At 37.5% G+C, this 12,145-nt stretch carries 12 protein-coding genes; 7 read left to right on the plus strand and 5 right to left on the minus strand.

Annotated features, from left to right (window positions below; translation table 11 throughout):
* Positions 1–62: 62 nt before the first annotated feature.
* On the minus strand, positions 63–245 hold the full coding sequence (locus tag ACWOEC_RS01905; RefSeq protein ID WP_297077110.1) for a hypothetical protein: 183 nt from the start codon (positions 243–245) through the stop codon (positions 63–65).
* Positions 242–1,438: an MFS transporter gene (locus ACWOEC_RS01910; RefSeq protein ID WP_455305576.1), complete on the minus strand. Its 1,197-nt coding sequence runs from the start codon at positions 1,436–1,438 to the stop codon at positions 242–244. The genes ACWOEC_RS01905 and ACWOEC_RS01910 overlap by 4 nt, the downstream gene beginning before the upstream one ends.
* A gap of 203 nt (positions 1,439–1,641) precedes the next feature.
* On the opposite strand from ACWOEC_RS01910, the gene ACWOEC_RS01915 reads away from it, so the two are divergent.
* On the plus strand, positions 1,642–2,298 hold the full coding sequence (locus ACWOEC_RS01915; RefSeq protein ID WP_455305577.1) for a Crp/Fnr family transcriptional regulator: 657 nt from the start codon (positions 1,642–1,644) through the stop codon (positions 2,296–2,298).
* A 145-nt stretch (positions 2,299–2,443) separates the two neighbouring features.
* On the opposite strand, the gene ACWOEC_RS01920 is transcribed toward ACWOEC_RS01915, so the two are convergent.
* Entirely contained in the window at positions 2,444–3,544 is a 1,101-nt protein-coding gene (locus ACWOEC_RS01920; protein ID WP_455305578.1) for an NAD(P)/FAD-dependent oxidoreductase, read from the minus strand.
* Between the two features lie 153 nt (positions 3,545–3,697).
* On the opposite strand from ACWOEC_RS01920, the gene ACWOEC_RS01925 reads away from it, so the two are divergent.
* Positions 3,698–4,639, plus strand: a complete 942-nt coding sequence (locus ACWOEC_RS01925) for a glycosyltransferase family 2 protein (protein WP_297077118.1) — start codon at positions 3,698–3,700, stop codon at positions 4,637–4,639.
* Between the two features lie 12 nt (positions 4,640–4,651).
* Here ACWOEC_RS01925 and rnhC read toward each other — a convergent pair whose 3' ends face one another.
* The gene (gene rnhC / locus ACWOEC_RS01930; RefSeq protein ID WP_455305579.1) at positions 4,652–5,578 is read right to left on the minus strand and encodes a ribonuclease HIII; all 927 of its coding nucleotides are present in this window, start codon (positions 5,576–5,578) and stop codon (positions 4,652–4,654) included.
* Between the two features lie 124 nt (positions 5,579–5,702).
* Here rnhC and zapA point away from each other — a divergent pair, with 124 nt between their 5' ends.
* From zapA to uvrC, 5 genes are all read left to right on the plus strand, one after another.
* Positions 5,703–6,143, plus strand: a complete 441-nt coding sequence (zapA, locus tag ACWOEC_RS01935) for a cell division protein ZapA (protein ID WP_297077122.1) — start codon at positions 5,703–5,705, stop codon at positions 6,141–6,143.
* A 12-nt stretch (positions 6,144–6,155) separates the two neighbouring features.
* On the plus strand, positions 6,156–6,704 hold the full coding sequence (locus ACWOEC_RS01940) for a CvpA family protein (protein ID WP_455305580.1): 549 nt from the start codon (positions 6,156–6,158) through the stop codon (positions 6,702–6,704).
* An 81-nt stretch (positions 6,705–6,785) separates the two neighbouring features.
* On the plus strand, positions 6,786–9,149 hold the full coding sequence (locus ACWOEC_RS01945; protein WP_455305581.1) for an endonuclease MutS2: 2,364 nt from the start codon (positions 6,786–6,788) through the stop codon (positions 9,147–9,149).
* 74 nt (positions 9,150–9,223) lie between these two features.
* On the plus strand, positions 9,224–9,538 hold the full coding sequence (gene trxA, locus ACWOEC_RS01950; RefSeq protein ID WP_455305582.1) for a thioredoxin: 315 nt from the start codon (positions 9,224–9,226) through the stop codon (positions 9,536–9,538).
* A 64-nt stretch (positions 9,539–9,602) separates the two neighbouring features.
* On the plus strand, positions 9,603–11,390 hold the full coding sequence (gene uvrC, locus ACWOEC_RS01955; protein WP_455305583.1) for an excinuclease ABC subunit UvrC: 1,788 nt from the start codon (positions 9,603–9,605) through the stop codon (positions 11,388–11,390).
* A 15-nt stretch (positions 11,391–11,405) separates the two neighbouring features.
* On the opposite strand, the gene ACWOEC_RS01960 is transcribed toward uvrC, so the two are convergent.
* Positions 11,406–12,131 (minus strand): gamma-glutamyl-gamma-aminobutyrate hydrolase family protein, encoded by a 726-nt coding sequence (locus ACWOEC_RS01960; protein WP_297077130.1) that lies wholly within the window; start codon positions 12,129–12,131, stop codon positions 11,406–11,408.
* Positions 12,132–12,145 lie beyond the last annotated feature (14 nt).

Genomic DNA, 12,145 nt, shown 5'->3' on the forward strand with positions numbered 1-12,145 from the left:
CCAATCTTCTTTTTTATTACTATAGCGCTTTCTTTTAGATAAAGCAACGAATATCCATTGCTTTATCCCATAATATTATCATTTAAAATAGCCAATTTGATCGATCGTAGTTCGTGATCGACTAGGGTGTGCTCTTTTTGCAAATTTGCATTGATCGTTCTGATTTGATGGATCTCTTCATGTAATGCATGGATCTCATGTGTAAGTGTAGTCAATAATAGCATCATTTCTTCATTTTGGTTCATAAGACAGTTTCCTTTCTTTCTTGAAATACAGGATGATAAAACAAACGATAAATGATAGCGATAATAACGGGAATCAAGGCACATAATAAATATAATCCTTGATAAGACAACACCGAATGCAATATCCCTAAAATGTAAGGGCCAACGCCTAAACCTAGATCAAGTCCAATGAAGTAAGTAGAAAGTGCGATTCCGATTTTTGATAAGTCGACTGATTTCAAACAGACAGCTTGACCATTAGACATAAAAGTACCATATCCCAAACCAATACACGCACCAGACACTAAAAGCATCCAACTAGTTGTTGTAAAAGCTAATAAACCTAATCCTAGCGTCAAGAAAATAAAACTAGGATACATCACAGAATCGACACCTTTAGCATCAAACAATCGGCCAGTCATCGGACGAGTAAACGTTACGGATAGCGCATATACGACAAAGAAAAAAGCACTAGCAGAAATTAAATTCAATTCTGTTGCATAAGTAGATAAAAATGTTAAGACACTAGAATAAGCTAAACCTATAAAAAAGGCGATCGTTGAGATAAACAATACTTTTTTTTCAATCAACCGATCCCAAGTCCAACCAGTGAGCGCAGCTTTTTCTTTTGGCGATAACGTGATATTTTTTACGGGGAAGGTAAAGCATAAAATCAACGTGAGAAGCGATAATAAAATGGCCACCCAAATAATAAAACGAAAACCAAAAAGCGGCAGTAAGAGCATTCCAATAAACGGCCCAACAGCAGCAGCTAAACTTGTACTCAATCCATAATAATTGATGCCTTCACCATGTTTACTCTCAGGAATATAGCTTGTCACGATCGCATTTGCAGCAGTGGATACCATACCATAAGCAAATCCGTTTAGAAACCGTACCCCATCAAGTAACAAGACAGTTGACGAGAATAAATAGCCAATCGTGGTAAGCACATAAAGCAAAGCGCCTAGCCGTAAAATCAATTTACGACCAGTCAATTCGAGCGTTTTTCCGATATAAAGTCGCGCGACTAGTGTCCCGATAATAAAGATCCCCGTAGCCAATCCCGCTTGTGCGCTTGAAGCATTTAATTCTTGGCTGGCAAATTGAGCCGTAATTACTACAAAACAGTAGTAAATCAAAAAGACAATAAAATTAATTAGGGTGATCAACATAAATCCCTTATTAAATAAACGTGAACTACTTTCTTCCATCATCATCCATCCTTTGTTTGTATTTTGGAATGTGTTTACTATAATGAAATTTTCAGAAACAAACATGCGATTTTGTGTATGATCGAATCTATTGAATAAGATCACTACCAAAAAATAGTAACAAATGGTATTGTTTTTTTAGTCAAACTCTTGTTAACTAGGAGTAGCAAAAACACTCAGTAAAGATTTTAGGGGGAAAAAGAGTGAAAAAAGCAGTTTTAGAAGACTATTTGAAGCAACATGAGTTTTTACTTGTTCAAAAAAAGAAAAAACACTATCTTACTTACGAAGGGATCAAGGATCGCTATGTCTACATCTTAAAAGAAGGCATCGTGAAAACAAGTATGATTTCAAAAGAGGGTAGGGAGTTTAATTTAAAATACATCAATGACATGGAAATCGTTTCTTTATTTAAAGATGAGTATTCACCTTTAGTGGAAGCACCGTTTAATATTCGTGTCGAATCAGCTGAGGCAACGTTGTATAAGATTGAGCGTGAACAATTTTGGCGTGATGTCAATCAAGATCCAGCACTACAACAATATGTCAAAGAATACTATCGGGTCTATTTGATGTATACTATGAAAAAAATGCAACAGATGTTGATGAATGGTAAATTTGGCGCGATTTGTGCAGAGTTAGAAGAGTTGTGCGAACAATTTGGTGTTCAAACTCCTGAAGGGACATTAATTGATTTTGAAGTGACGAATGAGGAAATCGCACGTTTTTGTGGGATCACTTCTGCTAGTAGTGTCAATCGAATGATGCAAAAGTTACGACAAGAGCACATTATCAAAAGTGTCGAACGAAAAATTTTGATTCTAGATCGAACTTTACTACAAGCAAATATTCCCTATTAAAATGAGATTGTGACAAAAGTGGGCATCTCTAAAAAAATAAGCCGCATCATTACAGATAATAGATTCAACTATTTTCTGTAATGATGCGGCTTATTTAAGAAGGAACGACTTCTGTCACACTCTATGAATAGGCTAAAAGGATTTTCTAGCTTTTAGTGATATAGGTATCTAGTGGTTTTTGATATCGAGTCAAATCAAGTGATTGCCCTTGAATTTTTTGAGCCAGTAAGTAGCCGATCAATGGTCCTGTCGTTAGACCAGAAGAGCCAAGGCCACTAGCCACAAAGATTTCTTCATGAGGAAGCTGATCGAAAAATGGTGCAAAATCTGATGTGTATGCACGTGTGCCGACTTGATAGCGATATGGGGTGTTAAACAGACCTTCAGGAGAGCTTAAAAAACGAGCAATCGATTGTGTCAAGTTTGTAAAAGCCTCGCTCGTTGGCGTAAGATCGTACTTCGCATCATTTTCATGAGTTGCCCCCAGTAAGATTTTTCCATTTGCCAAAGGAATCAAATCCGCTTCACCGTCCAATAATGCTACAGGAAGATGTTTAGTTGCTAAATCCGTTTCAAAGACGATCAATTGCCCTTTTTGCGGGCGAATATCTACGTGATACTCTAAAGGTGCTAATAATTCTTTGACTCTAGGTCCACTAGTTAAACAAATCAACTCGACCGTAGACGTCGTTGTATCGGTCATCACCTGATAGCCAGTAGTATTTTTTTTAAAGTGAGCTTTTTTCTGAATGATCTTTCCACCATTGGCTTCAATCTGACGGTAAAGATGAATCAATAGAGCGTGCCCATTCAATTTGGCGCCACCTGAGATCATTAAAGCCGCTTGTGCATTTAGGAGCGGAAAAATAGTTGAAACGCGCGTTGGATCAAGTAAGGTGATATCTCCGATTTCTGGCGCTTCTTTCCGCCTTGTTTGTGCAAGTTCAGCGAGTGATTCGAGTTTGTCTTTTGGGCGCACCAATAAAGCCCCAGTTTGATGATAGATCGTTTCATCTAGTGCTAAATCGTGCACGAATTTTGCATAAAAAGCAGCACCATCTTTCGCTAAAGCATACCATTTTTTGTTGCGTCTTTTTGAAAGCCAAGGCGCAATAATTCCGGCACTAGCTTTTGTCGCTTGTCCGATACCTTCATCGTATACTTCTACTGCATAGTTGGCTTTCGTTAAATAATAAGCTGTCACCGCACCGATGATTCCGCCACCGATAATTGCGATTTTTTTCATATTGTCCACTCCTTTTTCATGAAAAGCATGCCATATTTTAAGAAAGCTGTCAAAATTGTCTAAAAGTAAGACAATGGAACTACTAGAAACTTTGAAAAGATGATATGATAGCACTAGTTTAGTAAATTAAATGAATGAGAAAGGATTCAACGAATGAAATTATCAATTGTAGTTCCGTGTTATAATGAGCAAGAGAGTTTGCCATTATTTTATGAAGCGGTTGAAGAGGTCGTAAATCAGATGCCTATCGAACCTGAATATATTTTTGTAAATGATGGTTCTTCTGATCAAACATTAAAAGAATTGAAAAGATTACATCAGCTTGATCCAGCTAGGGTCCACTATATCGATTTTTCACGTAATTTTGGTAAAGAAGCTGCGATTTATGCAGGTCTTCAAGCTTCAACAGGCGATTTGGTCACATTGATGGATGCAGACTTACAAGATCCACCATCTTTATTACCAGAAATGTATCGTTTGATTACAACAGAAGGCTACGACTGTGTCGGTACTAGACGAGCAGATCGTGAAGGCGAACCAGCATTGAGAAGTTTTTTTGCTAAAAGTTTTTATAAGATTATCAATAAGATCTCACAGACTGAAATGGTCGATGGTGCACGTGATTTTCGCTTGATGACACGTCAAATGATCAATGCGATTTTAGAAATGTCTGAATACAATCGTTTTTCAAAAGGAATTTTTAGCTGGGTAGGCTTTAAAACAACGTATTTAGCTTATGAGAACCAAGAACGAGTGGCAGGGAGTACTTCATGGTCATTTTGGCAATTGTTAAGCTATTCATTTGAGGGAATCATTAATTTTTCGAATTTTCCATTGCAATTGTCTGCAATCGGTGGTGTGATTTCGTGTATTATCGCGATCGTTATGATGATTGGAATTGTCATTCGTACATTGATTTTTGGCGACCCAACTTCCGGATGGCCTTCAATGGTCTCGATCATTTTATTTTTAGGTGGTATTCAATTATTTTTCATGGGGATTTTAGGACAATATATTGGAAAAATCTACTTAGAAGTCAAACGACGCCCAGTTTATCTTGTTCGTGAAACTGATTTAGAAACAAACAAAAAGTAGAGAATTCGTTCTCTACTTTTTGTTTTGTGCTTGCTGTATGGCTTTTTGTGTATTTGCGAAATGTAATTTAGCGAAATATCTGAGTGCATCGATCCCTTTTGTTTTTATAATCCTAGCTGCGACATCATCTGATGCTTTTCCAGCACCAGAAGGCAAAGTAATGTTTGCTTGTGTCGATAATTCTGCTAGTGTTGTTAAAAATGTCGCACGGCAAATAATCGAAGCACTGGCTACAGCAAGGTGATATTGTTCACCTTTTGTTAAAAAATACAATGGGAGATTAGCTTGTTTTTTTTCTAAAGCAAGATACTTACGATAGGTTTTTTCTGGAGTAAATTGATCGATCAATACTCCTTTAGCTTCGGGCACTTTGTTTTCTAATAAAGCGATCGCTTGGTTATGCAAGGCGACTTTCATTCGCACAGCATTGTATTTGGGTTGGATTTGATTGTATTTTTCTGGTAATACTACAAGTTCTTGGTGCAAAAGAAATGCTTTTAATTTTGGTGCGAGCGCTAAAATTTGTGCATCCGTTAATAGCTTAGAATCTTTTACTCCCCATTGTTTCAATGTGTCAAACTGTTCGGGTCCAACAAAAGTTGCGCATACGACTAAGGGGCCAAAGTAGCTTCCGTTTCCAACTTCATCACTGCCGATCAATGGGAGCGTCGCAAGATTTTTAGGAAGCGTAGCAGTGGATGTGGTATTGGTTTTTTCGGCTTTTTTTTCAGGTAGTTCAGACTTCCAACGTTTGGCTTCAATTTGTGCATGTTGGCCTTGAAACATAACTTTGTTAGAAGTATATACTGTGATGGTGGTGTGATTGTATTTTGCACTAAACGTCACATATTGTGCTTTTGTCGTTGTTTCGCTGGCCTGATAATAGTCGATTAAAGCTGTGATTTCAGACGGGGTTAATTTTAAGACTATCGTTTCCAAAAGGATCACTCGTTTCTTAATTATTAGGAAATATTACTGTAAAAAAACTCCTTTATCTATTATAATAGATAACAGTTGTAGAATGGTATCCTTTTTTTGGGTACTTTAGGAGGAAGTTAACAAAATGGCGATTCAAAAAAAGCGTTATAAAGCGGTCATTGATCATCAATCCTATACGATCATTGGGACACAAAGTACCAAACACATGGATTTAGTTACATCAATAGTCAATGAACAATTAACCGAATTGCATCGTTTATCGCCACAATTAGATAAAGAGCAAGCGGCAATTTTGATGGCGATCAATGCGGTATCCGATCAATTGACTAAACAAGAAAAAATCTTGCGTCTAACGAATCAAGTAGAAGAGTTAAAACAGACTGCTATTAAAGCAGTGGAACTAGAAAATCGTTTAAAACGAATCGAAGCGATCGAACAAGAAGCACGTCAAGTGTTAGAAAAGAATGGTAAAAAAGATCCCGTCATTCAAAATCATTTAGAGGCACAAAGCATTTTAAATGAAGAGCGTAAACGCTCAATCAAAGAAAAATCTTCTCAGGGATGATAGAAAGGATAAATGATGTTAGGAGTACTTTTTTTATTAATTTGTCTATTTTCATTTTACAATGGTGCTAGACGAGGCGTTGCGTTACAACTGATTCACTTAGTAGGCTTTAGTATTTCCTTTATGATTGCCTTAAGCAAATATAAGGACCTTGGAAAACATATTGAACTGTATGTACCGTATATGTCAGTCACTCCTGATTCATCGTTTGCTTTTTATTCTATGGAACAAGGATTTGAACTGGGGCACGCCTACTATGCAGCCGTCGCCTTTTTCGGTCTTTTGTTTTTCGGTTGGCTGATTACAAAATTTATTGCCATTTTCTTTTTGAAATTGCGCGAATTTACATTATTAAACCGCTATGACTGGATCGTCTCTGGCATACTCAACGTACTGATGATCTATGTCTTATTCTTTGGTTTATTATACATTCTCTCATTTGTACCGTTAGCGTTTATCCAACAATGGTTTGCAAAAGGTGAACTAGGATATGGCATTGTAAAACATACTCCGATACTCTCGAAATGGTTTTATCAATTATTGATTACCAATATTATATAAAATGGACCAATTGAAAAGGCAGGACGTTGATAAACGACTGCTTTTTTATATAATCGCAATTTAACTATAGAAGGTGAACATATGAATTCACGTATATTAGACGTGTTAGAATTTGATCAAGTAAAAAAACAGTTAGTTTCTTACTTGGTTACAGATCAAGGAAAAAAAATATTAGCCAAGCTATTTCCGCTGACTAATCAAAAAAAGATTGCCCAACGCTTAGCAGAGACTAGCGACGCGTTAACGCTTCAACGCTTACGTGGCGGGATCCCGATCCCCAAATTAGAAAATATTGATCCACATTTAAAACGTATTCAAATTGGTGCGGATCTAAATGGTGTAGAACTAGCTCAAGTGACACGTGTGTTAAGTACGACTAGTGAAGTGACGCGCTTTTTCGAAGAACTGATGGAATTAGAGATCGAATTAGAACGAGCATATGCGTTTCATCATGAACTGGTCGTATTACCTGAATTAACCAAGCGCCTCAAAATAGCCATTGAAGATGATGGACGTGTGACCGATGATGCCTCGGAAGAATTACGCCAAATTAGACAAACGATTCGCCGCAATGAAAAAGTGATTCGTGAGACTTTAGATGGCTTGATCCGTGGAAATAATACAAAATATCTAAGTGATGCGATCGTGACGATTCGAAATGAACGTTACGTGATTCCAGTCAAACAAGAGTACCGAGGTGTTTTTGGTGGAGTCGTTCATGATCAAAGTGCTTCTGGTCAAACGCTATTTGTGGAACCAAAACAAATCGTCTCACTAAACAATAAATTACGACAAGCGCAGTTGGCTGAGAAAAATGAAATCTTACGGATTCTTGCGGAATTATCTGCAGAATTGGTTCCGTATCAAAAAGAGATCCATCACAATGCTTACGTATTAGGTCAATTTGATTTTATGAATGCTAAAGCGCAGTACGCAAAACAATTGAAAGCGACTATTCCAACGATCAGTCAAGCAAACGAAGTCGCATTTTTAAGTGCACGTCATCCTTTGATCGACCAAACCCAAGTCGTACCTAATGATATTTTGATTGGTAAAGACTATCAAGCTGTCGTGATCACAGGGCCAAATACCGGTGGGAAAACGATCACACTAAAAACATTGGGATTATTGCAACTGATGGGACAATCTGGTTTAGCACTACCTGTAGCTGCTGAAAGTCAAATGGGGATTTTTGAACAGATTTTTGCAGATATCGGTGATGAGCAGTCGATCGAACAAAGCTTGTCGACGTTTTCTTCACATATGACCAATATCGTATCCATCATTGATCAAGTAGATGAACACAGCTTAGTATTATTTGATGAATTGGGAGCAGGAACCGATCCTCAAGAAGGAGCAGCTTTAGCGATTTCGATTTTGGATGCGATTGGTGCAAAAAATGCATATGTAATGGCGACGACACACTATCCAGAATTAAAAGTTTACGGCTATAATCGTGCGCAAACAATCAATGCGTCGATGGAATTTGACGTCGATACACTCAGTCCGACGTATCGTTTATTGATCGGCGTACCTGGTCGAAGTAACGCGTTTGAGATTTCAAAACGCTTAGGGTTGCCAAATGAGATTATTGACCAAGCCCATCAAATCTTAGATGGAGAGAGTCAAGATCTAAATGAGATGATTGCTGATCTAGAAGAACGACGCAAAATGGCGGAAATCGAGTATATTCAATTGCGTGATGAGGTTAAAGAAGCAAATCGTTTGAAAAAAGAACTGGATGATGCTACAGCTTATTTTTATGCAGAACGTGACGCTCAAATTGAAGAAGCGAAAAAAGAAGCCAATCGAATCGTAAAAGAAGCTCAAGAAGAATCGGACAAACTGATCCGTCAGTTGCGCAAGATGCAACTAGAAGGGAAAAATCAAGTTATCAAAGAACATCAATTGATCGATGCGAAAACGCAGATGAATCAATTGCAACATGCCGAAGTGTTGCAGAAAAATAAAGTATTAAAAAAAGCAAAAGCTGCTAAAACATTAAAAGTAGGCGATGAAGTCAAAGTAACGTCTTATGGACAACGCGGTGAATTGATCAAGTCGTTAGGCAAAGGTCAATGGCAAGTGCAAATGGGAATCTTGAAGATGACGATCGATGAAGAAGATATCGAAGTCTTGCAACAAGAAAAAAGTGCGAAACCACGCACTGTTCATACGGTACAAAATAGTCAACAAGCACACGTTTCACCTCAACTCGACTTAAGAGGAAAACGCTATGAAGAAGCTTTAAATGAAGTCGATCAGTATCTTGATGCGGCTATCTTAGCTAATTATCCGCAAGTGAAGATCGTTCACGGTAAAGGAACAGGAGCATTACGCCAAGGAATCGTAAATTATTTACAAAATCATCGTAGTGTAAAAAGTTTTGGCTTTGCGCCAAATAATCAAGGTGGAAATGGCGCAACCATCGTCATCTTCAAATAACACTAAGCAAGTTAGTGTTAGAAAAAAAAAAGCGGTGTTATAATAGGTATATAAACTTGATGGGGGTAATTTACATGGCAAACAATATTACAGATGCAACATTTGCACAAGAAACAGATAAAGGATTAGTTTTGATTGATTTTTGGGCAACTTGGTGTGGTCCTTGCCGTATGCAAGCACCGATTTTGGATCAATTATCAGCTGAATACGATGAAGATACACTAAAAATCGTGAAGATGGATGTAGATGAAAATCCAGAAACACCATCATCATTTGGGATCATGAGTATTCCAACACTCCTATTTAAAAAAGACGGTCAAGTCGTTGAAAAACTTGTTGGTGTTCACACTAAAGATCAATTAGAAGCAGTCATTGCAGCACATCAATAAGCATAAAAGATACTGATGAATCAATCGGTATCTTTTTTTGTCGAATTTGGAAAGGAAGAAGTCGATGAACGAACGGATTCAACATAAACTCGCCTTGCTTCCCGATCAACCTGGATGTTATTTGATGAAAGATAAAAATGGAACGATTATTTATGTTGGAAAAGCCAAAATCTTAAAAAATCGAGTCCGTTCTTATTTTACGGGAAGCCATAATACGAAAACGGAACGATTGGTAAGTGAAATCGAGGATTTTGAATACATCATTACCGAATCGGATATTGAAGCATTGGTATTAGAAATTAATCTGATTCAACAAAATGATCCAAAATACAATATTATGTTAAAAGATGATAAATCGTATCCATTTATCAAAGTGACCAATGAACGCTATCCAAGACTACTGATTACCAGAAAAGTAATGAAGGATAAAGCATCTTATTTTGGACCATATCCTGATGTACGGGCTGCAAATGAGACCAAAAAGCTATTGGATCGTTTATTTCCATTGCGAAAATGTAAAGTGTTACCAAAAGAAGTTTGCTTGTATTACCATATGGGTCAATGTTTGGCACCTTGTGTTTTTGATGTCCCTAAAGATACTTATACGCAAATGACCGCAGAAATCAGAAGATTTTTAAATGGAGGACACACTTCGATCCAAAAAGAATTGGAACAGAAAATGCACCAAGCGGCAGAAAAAATGGAATTTGAACAAGCGGGTGAATACCGTGATCAAATCCAAGCGATCGATACGATTATGACCAAACAAAAAATGACGCAAACGGATCTATTGGATCGAGATGTATTTGGATATGCGATTGAAAATGGTTGGATGTGTGTACAGGTCTTTTTCGTGCGCCAAGGAAAAGTTATTGAACGAGATGTTTCGATGTTTCCATTTTATAATGAAGCAGAAGAAGATTTTTTGACGTTCATCGGTCAATTTTATCAAGAAAATCACCATTTTATTCCACGTGAAGTACTGATTCCAGATACGATCGATCAAATGAGTGTCGAAGCGATCGTTGAAACACGAATTACACAGCCTAAGCGTGGTGAAAAGAAAAAATTAGTCGAACTAGCCAATAAAAATGCACGGGTTTCGTTAACTGAAAAATTCGAGCTGATCCAACGTAAAAATGAACGTACGATCGGAGCAATCGAAAAATTAGGTCAAGCAATGAATATTCCCACACCGATTCGGATTGAGGCATTTGATAACTCAAATATTATGGGAACTGACCCAGTTTCCGCAATGGTCGTATTTGTAGATGGGAAGCCATTAAAAAAAGAATACCGTAAATATAAGATCAAAACAGTGAAAGGTCCCGATGATTATGCATCGATGCGTGAAGTGATCTATCGTCGTTATTCTCGTGTTATCAAAGACCAATTGCCATTTCCAGATCTGATCATCATCGATGGAGGGAAAGGGCAAGTCGATGTGGCACGTGATGTTTTGGAAAATCAATTAGGAATCGATATTCCAATTGCAGGATTAGCTAAAAACGATCAACATAAAACCAGTGAATTATTATTTGGTCCAAACTTAGATACGATTGATTTGGCGCGAAATTCTGCGGAGTTCTTTTTATTGCAGCGGATTCAAGATGAAGTCCATCGTTTTGCGATTACGTTTCATCGTCAGTTGCGCAGTAAAAATAGCTTTGCGTCAAAACTAGATGGAATCAGTGGCTTAGGTCCAAAACGTAAGCAAGAGTTATTGAAAGAATTTAAATCACTGAAGAAAATCGAAGCAGCAACAATTGAAGAATTACAAGCTAAAGGACTACCTCGTAAAGTAGCAGAAAATACGTATCAAGCATTGCACAAAAATACACCACAGGAATAATCTGTGGTGTATTTTTTATTTGAATGTTTCTACTAGATAGGTAAAAAACTGTTGATCTGTTGGACTGGTTTTAAAACCTTGTTCAGGATGCCATTGTACTCCTAAAATACAAGAGTCTTCGATCACACCTTCAATTGCTTCTACCGCACCATCTGTGGCACGCGCAGTTACTTTAAAATCGGGTGCGATTTGACTTATAGCCTGATGATGATAAGAGTTCACTGCAACTGTTTTTGGTAAAAACTCTGCTAAATAGCTATTTGGTTCAATTGTGATATCATGTGTCGTTTCACTCAATGGAACAGGTGATTGCACATGTGCTAACGTCAAAGTAGGTTCAAGTGATAGATCTTGAATCATGGTTCCGCCAAATGCGATATTTAACAATTGCATCCCACGACAAACACCAGCGATCGGTTTTTTTTGACGAACAGCTTCTTTGATCAAGGCAAGTTCAAACGCATCACGTTCTTTAAATAGCTCGCCAAGTTTTTCGTGTGGTTCCTGATTATATAAACTTGGATCGACATCTTGGCCACCAGCAAGGAGGAGCACATCGATTAATTCGATATAGGCTTTTGCTTGTTCAGGTTTTCCTAAAGGTAAGATAATAGGTAGACCACCTGCATTAGTGACACCTTCGACAAATTCTTTTGGGGTATAAGAAAAAGTATATTCATTTTGATCTTCTGGATTGATGGCTTTACGCTCATTTCCAGCAATTCCGATTTTACGTATCATAAAGACTCCTTAAA

The sequence above is a fragment of the Enterococcus bulliens genome (assembly GCF_053761865.1).